Source organism: Cohnella sp. LGH (assembly GCF_017671885.1).
Taxonomy (GTDB): Bacteria; Bacillota; Bacilli; order Paenibacillales; family Paenibacillaceae; genus Cohnella; species Cohnella phaseoli.
On the sequence record NZ_CP072117.1, the window covers coordinates 5,558,140 to 5,578,404 of the forward strand.

A 20,265-nucleotide genomic window follows, 5' to 3' on the forward strand; every position below is an offset into this window, starting at 1 on the left:
CACGAGTCGGATGCACGGTTGGAGCGAACCTGTTGCCGCCGCGTCCATTCAGCCATCCTTCAGATCCCCTCAACGCCTCTTGCAATAAATTCGTGCAGAGCCTCGATCCCCTTCTCGATCTGCCCGTGACCTAAATGGCCGTAACCCAGAAGGAGCTTGTCTTGATGATCGCCGGGAATGGAGCAATACTGCGATACCGAAGCGATTCTTATGCCTGCCTCCCTGCAAGCTCGAATAAACGACTCCCCAAACTCCATTCCCGAAAATTGAAGCGCCACATGCAAGCCGGAGACGTCTCCCCAAGGCTGTACGGAGCTTCCGAAGCTGCGCTCCACCGAACGCAGCAATACGTTTCTTTTTTCGCCGTATACGCGCCTCATTCGCTGTACATGCTTATCCATTTTTCGCTTATACAGAAATTCGGCCAGCGCGATCTGCTCCAATATCGGATTTTGCACATCCATATACATCCGATGATGCTTCCATCTCGCTTGCAGCGGCTTCGGCAGAATCGCAAATCCTAATCGGAGCGCGGGGAATAACGTCTTGCTGAACGTTCCCACATAAATGACGCGAGAGGAATCCATCGAATAAATCGGACTGACGGGAGCGACGGCATAGCGAAATTCGCTGTCGTAATCATCCTCGATGACATAGAAATCGTTCGCCATGGCCAGGCGGATCAAGGCGGCGCGGCGCCCGGCGGGAAGAATGCCGCCAAGCGGAAATTGGTGGGACGGAGTGACGTAGACCGCCGCAACGTTTTGATCACGTAAAGTGGAGATGTCCGCGCCCTGGTTGTCTACCGGCATCCAGTGCAGAGGATATCCCCTATCGCCGATAACGGTGCGAATCCCCTGATGGGAAGGGCTTTCCAGGGCAAAAGCATGCCCCTCCCTATAAAGAAGATCAACCAGCAAATGCAAAGCTTGCGTCGCGCCGGACGTTATAAAGATATCCTCCGGATCTACTTCCATGCTTCTGCTGCGAAGCAGCCAATGGGCGATTTCCTCGCAGAGAGGCCAATAGCCTCTCGGACTGCTGTAGGCCAATTGTCGAACGGACAGATGGCTCGCCGCTTGACCAATCATCTGACTCCAAAGCTGCCGGGGAAAAAGGGACAGATCCGGCTGCCCGGTTTTGAAATCCCATAGAATCGGCGTTGGTTCTTTTGTTCTTTCCGGGTTCGGCGCAGCATTGCCGGATGTAATCTGCAGCCCTTCCGCGACGCGCGACGGCGCTCCCTGGCGGCTGACAATAAAGCCTTCCGTCCACAGCATGTCGTACGCTTCGCTGACCGTATTGCGGGAAACCCCCACCCCTTTGGCCAGCTCGCGCGTGGACGGCAGCGCTTCGCCCTGGGCAATTTGACCTGCCAATATGCGCTGCTTCAGCGTCAAGAAAATCTGCCGCGCCAGGCTGATTTCGCTTTTATCGCGTAGCTCGATTCCCCACATGAGAGCTCCTCCCAACTGGCCCAATAGAAATATGTCTGTACTGGCCCTTAAAGCAATCCAGTTCCCACGACATAATTATATCAGCAATCCGCCGTACGGGATCGCATAGAAAAGGGCTGGAGATGAGGAAGATGAAGGGGAAAATCTATTTATTGCTCGCCTTTTCGCTGGCTGGCACTTCGGTCATTACGGGATATCTCCTATTCGAGAAATTAGGCAGCTTTACGGTAACCTCCGTTAGCCTGGGAATTATGATTTTGTGCTTATCGCCTTTTTATGGGAGGAAAACCGTTCAAACGATTCGTTTGCTCGGTAGAAGCGACTGGAAAATGCTCCTGCTGCAGGCCTTCTTCGGCATCTTTCTGTTTCGGATCTTCCTGCTGCTCGGAGTGGGGCTGACAAGTACGGTTGAAGCAGGCATCTTAATCGGAACGACGCCTGCCATCACATCCCTGCTGGCTTACTTTGTTCTAAAGGAGAGGCCTTCAGGCTGGGCGGCAATCGGCATTGCCTGCACGGTTCTAGGCATTGCTTTGCTAGAGGGGATGAATCTGAATTCCGCGGCATTCGCTATGCAGCATACTTGGGGGAATGTCCTTATTTTATGCGCTGCGGCAAGCGAATCTACCTTTAGTATCCTTTCAAGAAGGCATAGAGTCCGGCAACTGCACGATACAACGATTCAGATCCATCCGATCGTACAAACGCTGCTCGTATCTGCGATCGCTTTCGTATTGTCCGCAATTCCGGCGTTGTGGGAAAATCCTCTGGGCAACTTGCAGGGGATAGGAACGAGGGAATGGTTGGCTTTAATATGGTATGGGCTAATCGTAACCGCGCTCGCTTTTGTATTTTTCTACGCAGGCGTGAAGCGCTGCGACGCTTATACGACCGCTGCCTTTTCCGGAATGATTCCTCTCACGTCCATGCTGTTATCCCTGCTCTTCCTGAAAGAGTCCGTTGGGTATGAGCAATGGGCGGGCGGCTTGCTGATTATTTCAAGCATGCTGCTGATCGGCGCGCAAAAAAACAGCTCGGCCCTTGCTTAAGATGATCGAAAAAAAGAAGGTGTATATAGCCCGTAGACCGAATCATGACCCATAACGTTTCCAATTGATTGGAAATGAACTTTTTACGACGGCCCTATTTGTACACATGAGTTTACACCCTACGAAGAGACCTCTGCGAGGGAAGTTAGTCGGAAAAACATACAAAGCAACTCAGATCAGACTCAAACGACGGACTTTTGTAGTAAAAATCGTACAGAGCAACTCGAATCAGGCTCAAACGATGGACTTTTGTAGGAAGAATCGTACAAAACGACCAAAATCAAGGGTTATATGTCGCTAAAGCGTCTTCGATGAATATACGGATACCTGCTGGAAATTATCTAGAAGTGTCGTGGGGCAAGCATAGCCCGTAGACTGCCTCATACGCTCCTGAAATGACCTTGTAACGGGTTTACCCATTCAGGTTTCAGAAGCGTATAGCATCTGAGGAAGGTATATACACCTTGCACCTTTATTATCGATTATCTTTCAGAGCAATTTGACATGTTTATAGGACAGCCCCTTCTAGCGCTATGAGATGGGGCTTGTGCGATAGGCTATTCGCTGGCGGCGAAGCGGTCGATCTCCGCAAGATCGAGATGATCGGTAATCAGCCGATTGTAATGCGCGACCTTCACAATCCCGTTGTCGTCGATGATGAATTCGGCTGGAATCCGGTGGAAATTGGAGCCCTCCTCGGGAGTCAGCTTAAATCCGGCGGCTGCCGCCTCGGCAATGTGAGCCTTTGTGCCGGCATCGGCCAATGTGGCCTGCACCTTCTCTTCGGACGTCTCGATGCCGTACAGATCGTACAGCGCAGCTTCCGGATCGGCGATCAGCGCGAATGGAGCGTTCTGAGCGCCCACATAGGTTTGCATATTGGCTAGCGGCGATTCAAATACGGCGATGACCTCCAAGCCCTGGCTATGCCACTGCGGGTATCGGTCAATGAATTGGCGCACGCGCAAGTTACACAACGCACAGGCGGAGAAACGGAAAAAGGAAAGCAGTACTTTGCGGCCTCGATAGCTCTCGAGCGCTGCAGAGTTGCCGTTAATGTCGGCGGTTGCGAATACGGGGGCGGTCATGCCCGGTTGAAGTTGATTCATGGATCATTCCTCCTACAGGTGGGGTTGAATAGGTTCAACCCCATCCTATCAGGAGAGTCGCATTACTTCCGTGACCTAGTCACATAACAGAGCTTCCAACCCGTCGCGGCGAACGATCCGCACCCAGCCCCGTCCCGTTTCGATCAGCCCTTGGCCTCGATAGCGGCGCAGCGCGCGACTTACGACCTCGCGGACCGAACCGATCTCATTCGCCAGTTCTTGATGCGTGACGCGCAGCATCGGCCCATTCTCCGAGGCGACACGCAGCAGCGCCTTCGCCAGACGCGCGTCCAAAGGCTCGGACCGCTGCTCTCCGGCCTGCTCGCCGATGCGAAGCATTCCATCAAGCAGGCCGCCGAACACCGCGGTCCGAATTTCATCATGGATTTGCAGCCAGCCGAGAAAGCTGCGCTTCGCGACGAATAGCGCCTCCACCTCGGATTCGGCCCGAATTGTCCCCGGATAATCGCGCCCGCTGAGACCGCTGAGCACCAGCAGCGCGCATACCTGGCCGGGTGCAAGTATGCCCATGACGGATTCCCGCCCCTCCTCATCTATGCGGTTGATACGCGCTGACCCGCTAAGCAGGAACATCCCGAACAAGGCGGCCTCCTCTCGCTGAAGTATGGCCGTCTTCGCGGGGAACCTTCGCACGGTCGGCTGCGCCTCGGCCCATTCCTCCGCGGTAACCGCGCGCAAACACGGAAAAGCGGCCAACAGCTGCGAATTCGGGATTTTCAATGCCATGCTCCCTCTCTCTGTCACGTCTGCTCATTCCATTCCTCTTTTAGGCTATCTCGTTTTATTCGCCGCTGTCCGCGGCGGTTCCTTCATGCGCATGGGCTGCAAGCCGACTCTCTGATCGTCTCCTCGCCAATCGCGCAAGTGTAGCAGTTTTTATCTAGAGTATTGCAGCGCTGCCGTGGAATAAGCGCCACCCTCTACGCGCATAATTCCGCTTACGCCGGTCGTCTGCACGGGTAGGCTGCGATTCGTCGTCGTGCCGTCCCCAAGCTGGCCGTAGCTGTTGTCGCCCCAGGCCCATACGTCGCCTGCGCCGAAGGTTGCGGCCAAGCTGTGGTACATGCCCGCCCCGATTGTTTTGACGTCGGTCAGACTGGAAGTGTGCACGGGTGTCAGGCGATTTACGGCCGTGCCGTCGCCGAGCTGACCTTTGTCGTTAGCTCCCCACGCGCGAACCGTTCCGTCCGATTTCAGCGCAACGCTATGGTAGCCTCCGGCGGCAATCGCCGTTACTTGGGCCAGACCGGCAACCTGTACGGGCGTGCTGCGACTCGATGTCGTACCGTTGCCAAGCTGGCCGCTGCCGTTAGCTCCCCATGTCCATACTGTGCCGTCCTTCTTCAACGCCATGCTGTGCGCTATGCTCGCATCGACGGCCAGAATGTTCGATATGCCGGCTACCTGCACCGGCATAGACCGATCAATCGTGCTGCCGTCTCCAAGCTGTCCCGCCGTGTTGGATCCCCACGCCCATAAAGTCCCGTCCGCTTTCAGCGCGAAGCTGTGAAATCCTCCGGCGGCGATCATCACGATATTGCTTAGACCGGTGACCTGGATGGGAGAGCTGCGATGCGCCGTCGTTCCATCGCCGAGCTGGCCGCTGTTGTTCGAGCCCCAACTCCATACTGTACCGTCGGATTTCAATGCCAAACTGTGATAATGCCCGGCCTTGACCGAGATGACATCCGTCAAAGCGTTAACCGCAATGGGCGCGGAACGGCTGATCGTCGTGCCGTCCCCGACTTGACCGTAGTCGTTGCTCCCCCAAGCGGACACCGTTCCGTCCGCCTTTAACGCGAGCGTATGGAATTCTCCCGACGAGATTTGCGTAACCCCCTGTAGAGACAAATCGTCGGCCGTTGCGCGCTGAATCGTCGTGCCGTCGCCAAGCTGGCCCGAATAATTATTCCCCCACGTCCATATTTTCCCCTTCGTCGCGGCAATTCTAGCATACTCGTTAAAATGCGTCGGATGGGCAAGCGAAACGACGGCCGGACGCGCATCGTACAGCTTTCGATACATATGGAAGAGCACGTCGTCCCACGGCGCCGTTTTCAGCCATTGAGTCGCGAAAACCTCCTGAATCGCGGGGGCCAATCCTGCTGATCCGTCGACTCCGTAATATAGCTTGGGCAGGCCGCTGGCATCGTAGGTCAGAATGTTACGCGTGAACGTATGAGCGAATCGCTGCATATCTTTGTCGTCGAATACGATGCCCGCATCGTAAGCAAGCACGGCAAAATCCACTTCGATACCGGCATAGGAAATATAGTTGACGTTCTGAGCCGCTGTCCAGCAGGAACTGTACTCGTGATTAACGGTCGAGCCGGTTCGCTCGTCCCATCCTGCGTACGTGGCGCTTTGCTTCGGATAATACGTCCACACGTAGCTGTCGTTATCCGGATTCCACGTCAAATCGTTCTTAAATCGATTGGCTATTCTCGTCGCCTTATTCTGTGCCTCCGCTTGGCGCGGTCCGGGAATTTGCGCCAATTCCACGTACGTTTTGCCGAGACTCAGATAGTGGTTGAACTGGTTTTCGGAGCCGTCCACGAACATCGGGGCGCCCTTCGGATAAATATACCAGCCCTCGCCGTTGGCGTTCTCTACCCATTGGTAGTCGTGCGACGATGCCGCATCCCATGCCGCTTGGAGAAATCTGTCCGCGGCTGCTTTGTAAGTCGGATCCCCGTTCAAGGCCGGAGTCTCGTAAACTACCCGCGCAAAGGCCGCCATCGGATAGGTCAGCAGACCGGTCAACACCGGAAAGCTCATCCGCTGCGGTACGAAGCTGGTCAGAGCATTCACCGGATTACGGCTTGGAAGCGACGAAGCGGAGGACAGATCCTTAACGCTGATGCCGTTCGTCATCCCGTCGAACGAACAGTGAGCCCCCGCTCTGACTTGCGTTACGACGTAATTGGGGCTTGTTGGGTCCATCGTCAGATTATCGAACGTGTCCGAGCGCTCCATGTTGGCGAAAGTAACCGGAAAGCCGACATTGATAATGCTGCCGTTGCCGAGCTGGCCGTAGTCGTTCTGTCCCCAAGCCGCCGCCTTGTAGTCATAAGTGACTGCCATGTTATGCTGCTTGCCCGCGGCTATTGCATTTGCGGATAAACCGGCTACCTGCACCGGGTTCAGCCGCTGCGTAGTCGTCCCGTCGCCGAGCTGGCCTACGTCGTTCGCCCCCCACGACCAGACCGTCTTGTCGCTTCTCAGCGCCAGACTGTGGGATCCGCCGGCAGCGACTTGCGTTACTCCGTTTAGTGAGCTGACTTGAACAGGTGTGCTCGACGATACGGTCGTTCCGTCTCCTAACTGGCCGTTCCCGTTACCTCCCCAGCTCCATGCCGTTCCGTCGCTTTGGACGGCCAAGCTATGTCCCAGTCCGCCCGAGATGCCGATTACATTCGACAACGTACCGACCTGCACCGGCGTTAGCCGATCCGCAATCGTTCCGTCGCCGAGCTGGCCGACTTGATTGGAGCCCCAGGTCCATACGGTTCCGTCGGCTTTCAGAGCCAAACTGTGGTAACCGCCTGCGGCAATGGCGATGACATCGGATAAGGAACCGACCTGCACAGGCGTTGTCCGATTGACAAGCGAATTGTCACCAAGCTGGCCGCTGTTGTTATTCCCCCAGCTCCAGACGGTTCCGTCCGCCTTCAATGCGAGACTGTGATAGTAGCCCGCCGCGATTTGGCTAACGTCCTTCAAACCGTCGACCGGAACCGCGCTCGAACGATTGGCGGTCGTCCCGTCGCCCAACTGCCCGTAAGCATTATATCCCCACGCCAGCACGGCTCCGTTCGTCTTTAAGCCCAACGTGTGGAATTCGCCTGCTGAAGCGGATTGGATCAGGTCGAGAGCGTCAAAATAGTTGATCGTACCGTCCGCGGGAACGGGGGAAGTTTGATACGTCGTTCCGAACGCCAATTGACTGTAATAGTTGTTGCCCGCATTCCATAAGCGCCCGGTAGAATTAACGCTTGCCGAATGCAGGCCTCCCGCAGTGACGGATTCGACCCGCGTGTACGCTTCCAGCTTAAAAGTATTCGGATTCGTCCCCGGCGACACCTTCAATTCGTTTTCCGAGGAATCGAACAGCAGCGAGCTTCTGACCTCCAACGTAGGAATACCGTTCGCATCAAGCAGCGTCGTCGTGCCCGAAGTAAATCTCGTAGCCGCCGGCCAAGCTGGTACCGACTGCCCTCGGTAATCGCTTTTGCCGCGCACGGAATCTCTTAAATCCAGCACTTGGTCGGCTTGAGAGATAAATTTGTTCAAATAAGTCGAATCCCCATGCTGCTTGTACATAGATACATAGGAAGCCAGAATCGGGCCTTCGACCCACGACAGGCTGGCCGTGCCGACATCGTTCGGAATAATTAAGCCGTTGCCCCCATTATAAGAGTTGTCCGCGTCGTCAAAAGCCATTTTCGTAGCGATGTCGTATGGAAGCGCGTAAGTCGACGACAGGAAAGGCATGTACGAGATGGAAATCGCGATTACACATAATATAGCAGTCGCATACTTAACAGATTTGATCATAATCAAATCTCCCCATTTCCCCAGGTTAATGAAATCCATTCTTCCATGCTGAAATTCCCTACTTAGCGAACGATCACGTTACTGGCTCCGGCTGCTGCGAAGCGTCGTTTCCTGTACCGAGCAAGCTCAGCGCATTATCATAGCACAGTGCGGCGCGATCGGTTTCCGCAATCGTGGCGCCGGCCAATTGCAATGCCGTCGCTTCCGGCGTGTGCAGAGGGGTGCAAGAGCTGTACCCATGCCATTCGGCTAATCCGTTTCGGCATAACGAAGAGATAACCGCAATCGGCCCGTTGCAGAACCACAGGTCGAACAGAACTTTGCCTCGCGGCCAACGAGCCGCGCCGAACCTCCTGACAGCGTCGCGCTCATGGTCGCGCAAACCGCTGACAATCAAAGGATGGCCATCGGCGGCGGAGATCAGCTCGGCCACCTCATGCAGCTCCACCGGTTCTGCTCGCAGACGGCGATGCTGCAACCGTTCATCCTGCAGGCGGACGCACACTTGCAGCGGCAGCCCGTGAAGACCCGCTGACTGCAGAAGCGCGGCAACCGCAGTATCCCGGAGTCCGTAGCCGTGATAACCCGGCGCCAAACGAATTCCGCGCGCCCCATTCTCCGCCGCCCAAGCCAGTTCCTCCTCCCAGCCCGGCTCCGTCGGATTCAGGACCGCGAACGGCCACAGCCGCTTATCGCGTTCGGCCGCAGTGAACAGCGCCTCATTGCCCGTACGCGTATCATGGCCGAGCACGGACGAAATATGGCTAACGCAAATACCGCGCAGCCGCAGTCGGTCCGCCATGGCCGACAGCTCTTCGGGTCCCGCGCGAAGCGCCAGCCGATCCGGCCATTCGCCCAGGAAAGCGAGCAGATCAATCGCTCCAAGCTCCTTGAAACGTTCCAACACTCCGCTCATCTCCTTACCTCTGCAAGCAGCTTGGCCATGTTTTCATCTGTAACAAGCGCATAATCCCGTTCGGAGAGTCCTGCGCCGAGCACCTTGCCAATGTTGCTTGCCAGGCACGCATAGGGCAGGTCCGAGCCGAAGATGACCCGCTCCGCACCTAGCCTTCGTACTGCAAGCGCCACTTCCCCGCCGCCGATCGGGGTTCCCGAAGTATCGACATATACGTTCGGACAGCCAGCGACCGCATTGATCGCGGATTCGGCTTGACCGCCAAGATGCGCCATAATGATTTGCGCCTCAGGATATCGCCGCGCCAGGTCCGCTATGTGAACGGCAGTAGATTCGTAGGGCAGCTGACCCACCGTTTTACGCCACGTATGGATAAGAATCGGAGCGCGGTAATCGATCGCCTGCTCTACGAAAGGGAACACGACAGGATCGTTGCACAAGGCGGCGACCCACAGCTTAATTCCGATCATCCCCTCGTCTTCTATGCGTAGGCGGAAATCGTCAAGCGCAGCCTGCCCGTGCCGCGGATTGATATAGCAGTAGCCCAACACGCGCCCGAGGTGTCTCCTCGCGACATTGACCATATCGTCGTTCGCCCGATCGACTTCTTCCTTCGTCGGATAGTGATTCATGTCCAGCAGAGAGCTGCCTATAAACAACCGGACTCCTAGACGGTCGCCTTCCTCAAGCGTTGCCGGGTGAAGCTCCGAGCCCTGCAGATGAATATGCGCATCGATCAAGATTGTCCCTCGTCTCTATATCTTGTTGGCGACAGCGCCGCCACCATGTCCTCTAGTTGGTAGACGAATCCGAAAAACAAGGCGATGCTCCAGAGGGACAGCGCTTTGGCCCCTTCGTTTCGCGCCGTCTCTTTGTTCTCTACCGCGGTGACCGCTTCCCCAACGACCGAGCATAGAAGCCCGTGCCTCCGCATGTCCACCATACCTCCGGGGTTCATCAAGATGCATGCGTTCACGGCAAATCCGGCGTAGATCAAATGAGTGATTCCTTGCTCCCGGCATAGCGCGAACAGTTGCTCCGATGTTGCGGCAACTCCTTCGTCTCCTTGCGGCTTCACTGCATCGGGAATATCGAGGCGGGCGAATCCTGCGCGGATGTCGTCCGCGTTATGCGCTCCGGGAAAAACGTTCGCGCTGCGGAACGCCTGCAAGGACAGAAGCGACTCGTCTTCCGGTATGCGCTCCGGCTCCGACGCGTTCTCGCCCGCCAACCGAACCGCCCGTCGATAGCCGGGATAAGCTTGGTAATAATCTCCGATCGGCTCCACGACGTGAAATACCGTCATCCCCGCTTCGCGGACGGAGCCCAACAATCTGGGCAGCTCGTTCCGACAAATGGCTTCGGCCCTCGGGATATACTCAACCGTCCGGTGCCAGCCCGGAAACTGGCTGCGGCTTCCGAAATCCCACGCATGCAGCACGACAAGCGCCGTATGGGACAAATCGAGCTCCAGCGCTTCCTTGCGCCAGCCGCCGTAGCCTTCCCCCGGAACGTCAAGCGAGAAATCCGCGTCGAAATGTCTGTAGTAGCCTGTAGGCACCGTAATTTTCATTGCGCACCGCTCCGTTCACATAGTTTCATAGATGTTCCCCATTGTCGTTCATCTCATTGGCCCGCTATCCTTTGACCGCGCCGATTGTCATCCCCTTCACGAAAAAGCGCTGAAAAGCGCTGAACAAGATGACGATAGGGGCCATCGTCCACGTCGCTCCGGCCAGCACAAGGCCGTAATCGACGTTCTGTAGTTGCATGGAGGCTAGGCCGACCTGCAGCGTGCGCATCTCCCGCGACTCGGTCGCAAGCAGCGGCCACAGAAAATCATTCCACTGCGTAATGAAGCCGAAGATTGCAACGATAGCGAGCACCGGCATTGACACCGGCAATATGACACTCCAGTAGATGCGCCACTCCGAGCAGCCGTCGATTTTCGCCGCGGAGATCAGCTCTCCCGGTATCGTCTGCATAAATTGCTTGCTTAAGAAGACGGCAAACGGCGAGACGAGTATCGGCAAAATCAGCGCCCAATAAGAGTTGAGCAGCCCCATGTCGCGAATTTGCATAAACAGAGGCACCATAATCACCTGAGTAGACGTCATCATAATGCTGACGATTGCCCAAAACAGCACCTGCTTGCCCGGAAATTTCTTTTTAGCAAAAGCGTAACCAGCCATCGAGCACAGAATGACGTTGCCCAACATTCCGCTCAGCGCGACGATCAGACTGTTAGACGTCCAAATCCAGATGAATTGATCGGCTGTCAGCTTCTTGAAGTTGCTCAGCGTCAAGCCTCCCCAGGACAAATCCGGAGGCGTCTGGATCGCCGAAGTCGACGGCTTGAACGCTTGCAGCGCCATCCAGTAAAAAGGAATCAACAATACAATTGCGGCCGCGACCAGTAGGGCCAAGCTAATGAATCGAAAGCTTTTCGTGCTGCGAATGGCAAATCCCTCCCCTTACGGCCTTCTCCCCAGGACCACTTTAATATTCCAAATCTCCCGCCATCGTACGGAATTGAAAGATCGCAATCACCATAACGATAATTAGCAGAACGACCGCTTGCGCGGATGCGACGCCGAAATCGAATTTTTTGAAAGCACTCTCGTAAATCAGGAAGCCGAGAGTTGTCGTCGCCCTGTCCGGTCCGCCCGAGGTCAGCATATAGACGGGAGCGAATACCTGGAACGAGCCGACCGTATTAACGACGACCAAGTAGGTCAACGTGGGCTTCAGCATTGGCAGCTTGATGCGAATCGTTTCTTGCCAGACGGAAGCGCCGTCGATCCGCGCCGCCTCCTGATAATCTTTGGGAATGCCGCCGAGCGACGTAACGAGAATCAAAATGTTCGAGCCCTGCGATACGGCGATGGTCATCAGCATTATGGAAAACAGCGCAATTGCCGGATCCCCGAGCCATAAAACGGGAGCGATGCCGGCCTTGTTCAGCAAGTAGTTGAGCAGTCCGAAGGAAGGGTGGTAAAGCCACAGCCACACAATGGATACGATGACGATCGGCGCCACGCTTGGCAAATAGAAAGCGGCTTTGAACACCGATTGCACCTTTTCCTTAAACGGATCGATCATGAAAGCCGCGACAAGCGACAGCACCAGTCCCGCCGCTACCGTCACGACCGTGAACTGCGCCGTAATTCCTAGCGATTTCCAGAAAAAAGCGTCGCCCAGCACTTTCTCGTAATTGTTGAATCCGATCCATTCATAGCCGGACATCGACCACTTTTGAAAGCTAAGCTGCAATCCCCTAAAGATCGGGGTAAACATAAAAGCGGCGAACAGCGCACAGGCAGGCAGCAAAAACAAATACCCCGACAGTGCGCCTCGAAAACGATACATCGTCCCACCTCCGGTTTTCGGACCGGAGAGCCCAATTCTTCCAAGCTTCTATGCGGTCGAATCAGGCTTCTCCTCGTCCGAAGCGTTATTTCAATTTCTCTTGCAGCGTCTTATCCAGGGAAGCCAGCGAATCCTCGACCTTCTTGCCCCCGGTCAACATGGCCTGGAGCTCTTTCTCCCAGTCGCCTACGTCGACCAACCCGAACGAGCGCGAGAACAGCGAATCGCCGTATTTGGACAGCTCGTCGAAGTACGTCATGACCGGATCGCCTTCATAGACGTTGCCGGATGAATTGCGTGCAGGGAACGTGCCGATTTGCTTGACGATTTTCGAATTTTCGCTATTTGTAATAAAACGGGCAAAATCCATAACAAGCTGCTTTTTCTCTTCGTCCTTCTGCTTAAACACGATAAACCCTCCGACGTTGTTCCAGGCTGCAGTCGGCTGCTGGTCGCCGTGCGGCGGCGCAACAAAGCCGACTTCAAACGGCTTCGGAGCCTTCTTCACTTCTTCAAGCAAGAACGGAGCGTCCGGCATCATCGCGACCTGCTGGTTCAGGAACATTTCCTTAGCGTTCATGGCGCTGATGCCGGCCCCGCCCGGAGGCGCCACTTTATGCTTATTGGCAAGATCGATCGTATACTGAATGCCTGCGGAAAATTTTGCGTCCGTTATCGTCGATTGATCAAACGCTTCGTTAACGATATTGCCTCCGTTCGTGAGGCCGTTCAGGTACATATAGAACGGAGCATCCTTGGCCCAGACCACCGTGCCGAATACGTCGGGATTGCTTCCGCCGCTGCGGTTAAACGTCGTCGCTTGCGCCGCCGCAAGGAACTCGTCGAACGTCCAATCGCGCAATGGCCGGTCAAGCGGCAATAAGTCAGTGGCGTTGCGTTCCTTAAACAGGTCCATATTGACGGCAATGCCGGACACCATTTTCAGCCATGGCCACATGTAGGCATTGTCGCCGTATTTAATCGCTCCCTTCACCGCGTCCGAATAATCGTCCCAATCGCTCTGCATCAGGAACGGATCGATCGGCTCAAGAACGCCCATCTTGCCGTATTTCGTCACCCCGCCGAAGTTATTGATCGTGTACACGAGATCGGGCGGGGAGCCCGCGGCGACGGAAATGTCTATTTTCTCCGTACCGCCCGCCCAATCGAGCAGCTCGACGGTGACGTTCGCGTTCGGATGCTCCTCCTTGAACCGCCGCGCATATTCCTTGGCCCAATCGTCGGGATTGCCTGCGCCGTCTCCGTTGATGCCGTTCATCATCGGATACACCCATAGCTTGATCGGGATTTCTTCTTTGCTCTGCGTAGAACTGGCAGCGCTTTCAGAAGAACTTGCCGAAGATGGATTCGCGGAACCCGCCGACTGCTTGCCGGAGCTGCTGCACGCCGACAGCAGCATTCCTGCGGCCATAATGAATATTGCGAGGATAGAAAACTTGCGCATTTTCGTTAACTCCCTTCGATTTTGGGTAAACCTGATAAAGAATGACCGCCCTTGCTTGTTCTCAATCCCCTTGTAATCACACTCGCTTCTCAAGCCGTCTATAACCGTGCCATCAGAAGCGAATATTCTTCCTCCTCCCATCTACATAAATCATTTAAATTTTGAAAATGTTGTGGTAAAATACGGATACACGATAGGTGATATGTACCTAACCTGTTCCCTTTTTTTATACTAGAGAGCAATCTCTTAGATGTCAATCGTTAGTTTTTATAATCGTTTAACGAAATGAGGGCGGCATGATGCGAAGAGAGAACGAATTCCTCTATACCAAGCTTTATAAAACCTTGAAAGAGCAAATTCTTTCGGGGCTGATCAAGCCCGGAGAATATTTACTGCCCGAAAGCGATTTAAGCGCCCATTACGGTCTAAGCCGCAAATCCGTGCGCAGCGCGCTCGCTCTGCTGCACGACGAAGGCCTTATCGTCAAGCGGGTCGGCCTCGGCACAATGATTCCGGAGGATCTGGTCATAGAGAAACCCGCGCAACGAACGCTGCGCATTCTGTCTCCTTCTCCGGCCTTCTTCCTGGATCGCGGCTTGCCGATTCTCGTTGAAGCTTTTAAACGCAAGCATCCGGATATCGAAGTCAAAGTGCTTGGTCTGCCGATCAACAAATTCTGGGAATCGCTCCGTTCCGGAGAGGAGATGGGGCTTAGCGCCGATCTTGTGCTGGTTCCCGACATGAACTATTCGGCCATGGACAACATCGGAGATTTTATCGATTTGTCCAGTCATCTGTCCGATGTCGTTTCAAACATTTATCCCAAGATCATGAGCCATTTCAGCGAGGCCGGGGGCGGAATCAAGGCGGCGCCGTTTACTTTCTCTTCCGTGTTCATGTCCTGCAATCCGCAGCTGTTCGCGCAAGGAGGTCTGGCCATTCCCAAGTGGCAATGGACTTTCGATGAATTTCTGTCAGCCGCCGAGCAGTTGACCCGCGTACAGGATGGGATCACCGTACAGTACGGCTTCTCCATGCATGCCGTCATCAACCGTTGGCTGGCGTTCGCTATGATGAACGGGCTGAAACATTCGGATGCCGCCGGACAGAAGCAGGTTCTGTCGCAATCGCTCTCCATCCTTCAGGATTTGTTCTTCCGCAAGCGGATCGCTACGACATTTCCCGAGGTGGTATGGCCAAGGACGCCGTTTATTCACGGCAAATCCGCCATGGTCATGACGACGACCTTCGAGATGGCGAATTGGCAGAATGAAAACATGACCTTTGCGCCGCAGACAATTCCGTTGCCGTTCGGCAATGACCGTTCGACGCTTCTGCTGGCCAACGCCTTCATGGTTCCGGCCTCCAGCGAGAATACTCAGCTTGCGGCGGCGTTCGTCCGAACCGCGTTGGAGGATGACACGCAGCGAACGCTGGCCGGCCAAACCCTGTTTCTCTCGGTTAAGGACAACGTCAACCGCAACGTGAAATCGGAAGACTATTTACGCCTTATGAACCTTGCTGGCGACGCCATCAACGACAACTATTTTATCCATGAGCTGATCGACGAAGGAGTCGCATCAACTCTCGAAGAAAAAATGAGCATGTTCTGGCTCGGATTGGAATCCGTCGATACCATCGTCGGAGAATTTGAGCGGCTTACCGCGAAGTACGCTATGAAATAACGGGGAATTGCGGAGGGGAAATTGTTGAAGATTTTATTCGTCAGAGGGCCAGATGCAACACATATGCTCGCAGAAAGCCCCTTCATCGACGGGCTGAGAAAGCTCGGAGAATATACGGATTTACCTGTAAGCGCGGATATAAGCCCTGAGGAGCTGGCCTCGATTATACGTCAGTATGACGTACTCCTGACCATGTGGGACAACATCGCGATACCGGCGGAGCTAGCGGAGGACAGCGGCAGGCTGAAATACGTTTGCAACATTACCGGATCCCTTAAGCCCTGGATTCCTCCCGAAATTATATTGTCTGACAATATCATCGTCACCAACTGGGGCGATCTCCCCGCCAATTGCGTCGCGGAGGGCGCATTTACGCTGGTTCTTGCCATGCTCAAATCTTTGCCCGCCTATGTGATGAACATCAGGCGCGGAGGATGGACGCCGCCTTTTCTTCATAAAAGCGGTTCGTTATATGGGCTGAGGTTGGGCATGTATGGGATGGGCGCGATCGGACGGCGGTTTGTCGAGTTGTGCAAGCCGTTTCAACCGGTAATTTATGTGTACGATCCGTATATCCGGGAACTGCCGGAGGGCTGTATCCGTGTGGACAGCTTGGAAAATCTATTCGATGTGTCCCAAGCGGTGGCGGTTCATGCGGCGCTATCGCCGGAAACCCACAAATCGATTACGGCGGAGCTGCTCGCAAGGCTGCCTGACGACGCCATCATTGTCAATACCGCCCGCGGCGGTGTGTTCGACCAGCAAGCGCTTTTCGCCGAGCTGGAATCGGGGCGGTTGCGCGCCGGACTTGACGTGCTCGATGAGGAGGAGTTTCACGATACGCTTGTTCCCGATCACCCCGCACGACAGTGGGAGAATTGCCTGTTTACCGCTCACAGCATCTCTCTCGACGGGTGGGGCAAGACGGAACACTCCTATTCGGCCATGTACGACCGCGCGCTCGAAAACATCACCCGTTTCGCAAATAAGCAGCCTGTTAACTATATTATGGATTTCGAGCGATATCAGAAAAGCACCTAATTCGCCACGAAAATTTTCATTGAGGACTGTATTCCAGAATATCGCCAGGCTGGCATTCGAGCGCTTTGCAGATCTCTTCCAAGGTGGAGAAGCGAATCGCTTTGGCTTTCCCTGTTTTCAGGATGGACAGGTTCGCCATCGTGATTCCGATTCGTTCAGATAGCTCCGTCACGCTCATTTTCCGTTTCGCCAACATAACGTCCAGATTGACGATGATTGCCATAACCTTCACCTCACACCGTGAGTTCATTTTCCGACTTGATGTTAATCGCATCCTTCAGCAATCTTTCAAGCACGGCCGCGAATGCCGCGATCACAAACGAAGCAAAGGCGACGACCAACCCCAGTACGATAAGGCCCGGGGCGTCGTCTTGCTCCGCCATCATGTACAAGTAAGGCTCCATCGCCAGAAAAATAAGGCAAATGCTGAATCCGCAATATTTGATCTTCTTTAATGCCTGAACCGACAGCTCGGAAAAGGCCACATTTTTATCAATATAGCCAAGCAGCTTATACGCCTGGTACAGCGCGATGTAATACGGGATAATCGCTACAAAAAAACCGGCATCCGCTGGATACATCTTGCCTGGAAATTGCTCGTTGTTTCCGCTAACTAAGGAAAGGATCACAGCCACGCATAGAGCAAGCGGCGGCAACCCCATCAGGAACACCGTAATCTTCAGAAACAATGTGGATGCACGTTTCATCAATAACACCTCACTTGGATAGGTTCAGTGTTATTATATCCTCGCATTTATCGTTTATCAATAAATATTGAGTGTTATACAATATATAATTATTGTTTTATGCAATAAAAAAATGGCACTCCCCTAGCGCCGCGGCACTTTTTTGGCCTTCACTCCACGGCTTGGGTAACTTCAGGGCACTTTTTTGGCCTTCGCTCCACGGCTTGGGTAACGTCAGGGCACTTTTTTGGCCTTCACTCCGCAACTTGGGTAACGTCAGGGCACTTTTTTGGCCTTCGCTCCACAGCTTAGGTAACGTCAGGGCACTTTTTTGGCCTTCGCTCCACGGCTTGAAGGCAGCAAGGCACTTGCCCTCCTCCCACAGCTTATGTAGCACATTAAATTCGTCCCGCACCCTTTGCTGCTTCAAGACTCGTCGCTGTGCCCCGTTCTCCCTTTAATGCCATGTTGTATATAAGGAAATGCGAATTTAATGAATTCCTCCGGCGGTCTGTGCTGCCCCTCTCTTCTCCATTCCACTGAAACCCCGTAAATGCCCCAGCTTAATAGAACGGCCGTCATTTTCAGAGCCTCGTCCTTCTCGGCTTCGTGCTGCTTTAACAGCATTTTGTAAAAAATAACTTCGAGCTGTTCCCTAATAATGCGGGCAATGGTGTCTTCGTAACCTCTATGGCAGCGAGCCGATAACGACTTTTGAAAATCCGTTACGGCTTTGAAAATTCGAACGAAAGCCCCTTCGTCTAGCTCGTCGTTTTGGTAGAAATCGTAGTTTAAGTCCACTAACAGGACTTCCGATAGCGCCTTTTCCAATAAGTCGTAAATATCCTCGAAATGATAATAAAAAGTGGCGCGATTAATCATCGCCTCTGTCGTGATATCCTTTATGGTTATATCCTTGAATTCCTTTTTTCCCGAAAGCTCGATGAAAGAATCCATGATTAACTTGCGAGTACGCACAACTCGAGGGTCTGTCTTGGATTGCGTCATTTGAATAACCCCCCTACTTTTTACGACAAGTTCCTTAATGTGTTGGATAACCGACAAATCCGCGGAACTATTGGTGTTGATCGCTTTTATTATGATTTAAAATTCAAATACAGGCAAACCGAGGAGGAGAAATAAATATGATCTGCAATCTAAAAACAGGCGTATGCGGAGAAGTAGGCGAGGATGAAATGGAAGTGATCGATTTTAATCAACCGCAAAAGTCGATTCAGCTTTATTATGTCACCGATCCGATTTGTTCTCATTGCTGGGCGATCGAGCCCGTTCTACGCCGCTTTGTGGAGCAGTATGGACACTATTTTAACTTTCATACGGTGATGGGCGGTTTATTGGAAAAATGGCACGACGGCCCGATCGATCCCGCTAACGGAATCTATAAACCGGCCGACGTGGCCGGTCATTGGAGAGAGGTAGGACAGCATTCGAGAATGCCGATTGACGGGTCGTTAATGATCGACTATCCGGTTCAATCCTCCTATCCCCCCTCTCGCGTCTTTAAAATCATTCAAAAGAATCATTCCGATGCCCAAGCATTCGAGTATTTGCGCCGCGCAAGAGAAGCGTTGTTCGCGTTTAACCAAAATATAGCCAATAAATCCGAGATGATTGAAATTGTAAATCAGCTTGGATTGGATGGCGAAGCCATTGTCACCGAAGCCGAGCAGCCTGTCGGCCAACAATTATTGAATGAGGATTTTGCTCTGGCGAGAAAATTAGGGGTTCGAGGCTTCCCGACTATTATGATGATTAATGAGGAAAATAAGGGCGTAAAAATATCCGGCGGTCGTCCGTTCGAATTCTACGTTAACGGATTAAAGCAAGCTCTTAATCAAGAGGAGCTGCTGCCCAAATCGGTTCCTTCCTTTGCCAACCTGCTGGAGAAAGAGAAACTGCTATTTTCCAAGGAAATTGAAGTGATGTACGATCTTGAGCAATCGGAAGTTGCCGCTTTTGTGCAACAAGAGCTGCCGCATGACCGCTATCAAGCGAAGGAGCTTCTGGGGGAACTGTATTTTACATCGGCTAAAATGAGCTGAACGAACGAGGTTGTCACATAAAATTATTCCTACAAATGTTCGTAGTTTGAGCCTCCGCTGCTATATGCTCCTGAAATCCGAATAGGTAAACCCGTAACAAGGCGATTTCAGGAGCATATGACTATTTGAGCTGTTTTGTACGATTTTCCGAACAAACGTCCGCCGTTTGAGCCTGATCCGAGTTGCTTTGTACGATCTTTCGAACAAACGCCCGCCGTTTAAGCCTGATTCGAGCTGTTTTGTACGATTTTCCGACTAACTTCCTGCGTACGTAAACTCTTGTTTATTTTTCACAGCAACTTGAAGCGGCTACGGTACAGCCCCGGTTCCATGTGAGTTTTCGCCAATCTCTATTTCATCGCCTCAATGACCGTGTCGATTCCGTAAGCTTGGCCGATCGGACCGATGCAGAGAACAAGCTCGCCGTTAAGCGGGTATACCTGATTGTTTTTGACGGCTTTAAGACCCTTCCATACCTCGCTGTCCTGCCATTCATCCGTAAGCGCCGCCAGCGAGCAGCTCGTAGAAAAGCACCTTTACTTGAAACTCGGATTGAATATCGCCGCGACTGGACAGGCTGTTCATTTTCTCCAACGTGGAAAAGATTTGCGGATTGTCGCCAAACTCCAGCTCATAATGGTTAAACATATAATTGTCCTTGCTCGATTCCTTCCCTTCCGGCACATAGAGCACCCGATAGCACTCGAATTCCTCTTCGCCGGTAAGCTCGTGCGGAGCTTTGATGATTCTGACGATCGATTTCATCCTGAAACTGTTGCCCATCCATTGCTCTGTAGGCACGTTCAAATCTGCTTCCATGTGTGCGACACCGCCTAAACTTTCGGAA

General features: G+C 53.5%; 19 protein-coding genes. 4 read left to right on the forward strand and 15 right to left on the reverse strand.

The annotated features are described in order from the left end of the window. Positions 1-59: 59 nt before the first annotated feature. On the reverse strand, positions 60-1,457 hold the full coding sequence (locus tag J4772_RS23640) for a MocR-like pyridoxine biosynthesis transcription factor PdxR (protein ID WP_209071653.1): 1,398 nt from the start codon (positions 1,455-1,457) through the stop codon (positions 60-62). A 131-nt stretch (positions 1,458-1,588) separates the two neighbouring features. Here J4772_RS23640 and J4772_RS23645 point away from each other — a divergent pair, with 131 nt between their 5' ends. Beyond that, on the forward strand, positions 1,589-2,506 hold the full coding sequence (locus tag J4772_RS23645; RefSeq protein ID WP_247740827.1) for a DMT family transporter: 918 nt from the start codon (positions 1,589-1,591) through the stop codon (positions 2,504-2,506). A gap of 557 nt (positions 2,507-3,063) precedes the next feature. Here the strand turns inward: J4772_RS23645 and J4772_RS23650 are convergent. The 9 genes from J4772_RS23650 to J4772_RS23690 all read right to left on the reverse strand — a co-directional run bounded on the left by J4772_RS23650 (position 3,064) and on the right by J4772_RS23690 (position 13,943). Further along, entirely contained in the window at positions 3,064-3,615 is a 552-nt protein-coding gene (locus tag J4772_RS23650) for a peroxiredoxin family protein (RefSeq protein ID WP_209071655.1), read from the reverse strand. Positions 3,616-3,690: 75 nt separating this feature from the next. Beyond that, the gene (locus J4772_RS23655; protein ID WP_209071656.1) at positions 3,691-4,362 is read right to left on the reverse strand and encodes a Crp/Fnr family transcriptional regulator; all 672 of its coding nucleotides are present in this window, start codon (positions 4,360-4,362) and stop codon (positions 3,691-3,693) included. A gap of 150 nt (positions 4,363-4,512) precedes the next feature. Continuing rightward, positions 4,513-8,193: an RCC1 domain-containing protein gene (locus J4772_RS23660; protein ID WP_209071657.1), complete on the reverse strand. Its 3,681-nt coding sequence runs from the start codon at positions 8,191-8,193 to the stop codon at positions 4,513-4,515. Between the two features lie 73 nt (positions 8,194-8,266). After that, on the reverse strand, positions 8,267-9,109 hold the full coding sequence (locus J4772_RS23665) for an amidohydrolase family protein (protein ID WP_209071658.1): 843 nt from the start codon (positions 9,107-9,109) through the stop codon (positions 8,267-8,269). After that, positions 9,106-9,849 (reverse strand): amidohydrolase family protein, encoded by a 744-nt coding sequence (locus J4772_RS23670; protein ID WP_209071659.1) that lies wholly within the window; start codon positions 9,847-9,849, stop codon positions 9,106-9,108. Before J4772_RS23670 ends, J4772_RS23665 begins: the two co-directional genes overlap by 4 nt. After that, the gene (locus J4772_RS23675; RefSeq protein ID WP_209071660.1) at positions 9,846-10,682 is read right to left on the reverse strand and encodes a hypothetical protein; all 837 of its coding nucleotides are present in this window, start codon (positions 10,680-10,682) and stop codon (positions 9,846-9,848) included. The genes J4772_RS23670 and J4772_RS23675 overlap by 4 nt, the downstream gene beginning before the upstream one ends. 64 nt (positions 10,683-10,746) lie before the next feature. Further along, the gene (locus J4772_RS23680; RefSeq protein WP_209071661.1) at positions 10,747-11,535 is read right to left on the reverse strand and encodes a carbohydrate ABC transporter permease; all 789 of its coding nucleotides are present in this window, start codon (positions 11,533-11,535) and stop codon (positions 10,747-10,749) included. 73 nt (positions 11,536-11,608) lie between these two features. Next, positions 11,609-12,478: a carbohydrate ABC transporter permease gene (locus tag J4772_RS23685; protein ID WP_209071662.1), complete on the reverse strand. Its 870-nt coding sequence runs from the start codon at positions 12,476-12,478 to the stop codon at positions 11,609-11,611. Positions 12,479-12,563: 85 nt separating this feature from the next. Continuing rightward, the gene (locus tag J4772_RS23690) at positions 12,564-13,943 is read right to left on the reverse strand and encodes an extracellular solute-binding protein (RefSeq protein WP_209071663.1); all 1,380 of its coding nucleotides are present in this window, start codon (positions 13,941-13,943) and stop codon (positions 12,564-12,566) included. 296 nt (positions 13,944-14,239) lie between these two features. On the opposite strand from J4772_RS23690, the gene J4772_RS23695 reads away from it, so the two are divergent. Beyond that, positions 14,240-15,628, forward strand: a complete 1,389-nt coding sequence (locus J4772_RS23695) for an extracellular solute-binding protein (RefSeq protein WP_209071664.1) — start codon at positions 14,240-14,242, stop codon at positions 15,626-15,628. 24 nt (positions 15,629-15,652) lie between these two features. Then, entirely contained in the window at positions 15,653-16,669 is a 1,017-nt protein-coding gene (locus J4772_RS23700) for an NAD(P)-dependent oxidoreductase (RefSeq protein ID WP_209071665.1), read from the forward strand. A 16-nt stretch (positions 16,670-16,685) separates the two neighbouring features. Here the strand turns inward: J4772_RS23700 and J4772_RS23705 are convergent, their stop codons facing one another. The 4 genes from J4772_RS23705 to J4772_RS23720 all read right to left on the reverse strand — a co-directional run bounded on the left by J4772_RS23705 (position 16,686) and on the right by J4772_RS23720 (position 18,363). Then, positions 16,686-16,892 carry a helix-turn-helix domain-containing protein gene (locus J4772_RS23705; protein WP_209071666.1) on the reverse strand — a complete coding sequence of 69 codons (207 nt, stop codon included), beginning with the start codon at positions 16,890-16,892 and terminating at the stop codon, positions 16,686-16,688. A 10-nt stretch (positions 16,893-16,902) separates the two neighbouring features. Beyond that, on the reverse strand, positions 16,903-17,376 hold the full coding sequence (locus J4772_RS23710) for a DUF2975 domain-containing protein (RefSeq protein WP_116062995.1): 474 nt from the start codon (positions 17,374-17,376) through the stop codon (positions 16,903-16,905). A gap of 97 nt (positions 17,377-17,473) precedes the next feature. Continuing rightward, entirely contained in the window at positions 17,474-17,785 is a 312-nt protein-coding gene (locus tag J4772_RS23715) for a hypothetical protein (RefSeq protein WP_209071667.1), read from the reverse strand. After that, positions 17,782-18,363 (reverse strand): TetR/AcrR family transcriptional regulator, encoded by a 582-nt coding sequence (locus J4772_RS23720; RefSeq protein WP_209071668.1) that lies wholly within the window; start codon positions 18,361-18,363, stop codon positions 17,782-17,784. The genes J4772_RS23715 and J4772_RS23720 overlap by 4 nt, the downstream gene beginning before the upstream one ends. A 137-nt stretch (positions 18,364-18,500) precedes the next feature. Here J4772_RS23720 and J4772_RS23725 point away from each other — a divergent pair, with 137 nt between their 5' ends. Continuing rightward, a complete protein-coding gene (locus tag J4772_RS23725; RefSeq protein WP_209071669.1) occupies positions 18,501-19,418 on the forward strand; it encodes a DsbA family protein in 918 nt (305 codons plus the stop codon). Positions 19,419-19,910: 492 nt separating this feature from the next. On the opposite strand, the gene J4772_RS23730 is transcribed toward J4772_RS23725, so the two are convergent. Further along, positions 19,911-20,237, reverse strand: coding sequence for a hypothetical protein (locus J4772_RS23730; RefSeq protein WP_209071670.1), 327 nt, complete (start codon positions 20,235-20,237; stop codon positions 19,911-19,913). Positions 20,238-20,265 lie beyond the last annotated feature (28 nt).

What these genes read in the sequence shown, in the direction of transcription:
- J4772_RS23685 (WP_209071662.1), bottom strand. Translation starts at nt 12,478, where the DNA reads ATGTATCGTTTTCGAGGCGCACTGTCGGGGTATTTGTTTTTGCTGCCT.
- J4772_RS23655 (WP_209071656.1), bottom strand. Translation starts at nt 4,362, where the DNA reads ATGGCATTGAAAATCCCGAATTCGCAGCTGTTGGCCGCTTTTCCGTGT.
- J4772_RS23710 (WP_116062995.1), bottom strand. Translation starts at nt 17,376, where the DNA reads ATGAAACGTGCATCCACATTGTTTCTGAAGATTACGGTGTTCCTGATG.
- J4772_RS23695 (WP_209071664.1), top strand. Translation starts at nt 14,240, where the DNA reads ATGATGCGAAGAGAGAACGAATTCCTCTATACCAAGCTTTATAAAACC.
- J4772_RS23705 (WP_209071666.1), bottom strand. Translation starts at nt 16,892, where the DNA reads ATGGCAATCATCGTCAATCTGGACGTTATGTTGGCGAAACGGAAAATG.
- J4772_RS23650 (WP_209071655.1), bottom strand. Translation starts at nt 3,615, where the DNA reads ATGAATCAACTTCAACCGGGCATGACCGCCCCCGTATTCGCAACCGCC.
- J4772_RS23645 (WP_247740827.1), top strand. Translation starts at nt 1,589, where the DNA reads ATGAAGGGGAAAATCTATTTATTGCTCGCCTTTTCGCTGGCTGGCACT.
- J4772_RS23675 (WP_209071660.1), bottom strand. Translation starts at nt 10,682, where the DNA reads ATGAAAATTACGGTGCCTACAGGCTACTACAGACATTTCGACGCGGAT.
- J4772_RS23720 (WP_209071668.1), bottom strand. Translation starts at nt 18,363, where the DNA reads ATGACGCAATCCAAGACAGACCCTCGAGTTGTGCGTACTCGCAAGTTA.
- J4772_RS23730 (WP_209071670.1), bottom strand. Translation starts at nt 20,237, where the DNA reads ATGGAAGCAGATTTGAACGTGCCTACAGAGCAATGGATGGGCAACAGT.
- J4772_RS23665 (WP_209071658.1), bottom strand. Translation starts at nt 9,109, where the DNA reads ATGAGCGGAGTGTTGGAACGTTTCAAGGAGCTTGGAGCGATTGATCTG.
- J4772_RS23725 (WP_209071669.1), top strand. Translation starts at nt 18,501, where the DNA reads ATGATCTGCAATCTAAAAACAGGCGTATGCGGAGAAGTAGGCGAGGAT.
- J4772_RS23660 (WP_209071657.1), bottom strand. Translation starts at nt 8,193, where the DNA reads ATGATCAAATCTGTTAAGTATGCGACTGCTATATTATGTGTAATCGCG.
- J4772_RS23640 (WP_209071653.1), bottom strand. Translation starts at nt 1,457, where the DNA reads ATGTGGGGAATCGAGCTACGCGATAAAAGCGAAATCAGCCTGGCGCGG.
- J4772_RS23690 (WP_209071663.1), bottom strand. Translation starts at nt 13,943, where the DNA reads ATGCGCAAGTTTTCTATCCTCGCAATATTCATTATGGCCGCAGGAATG.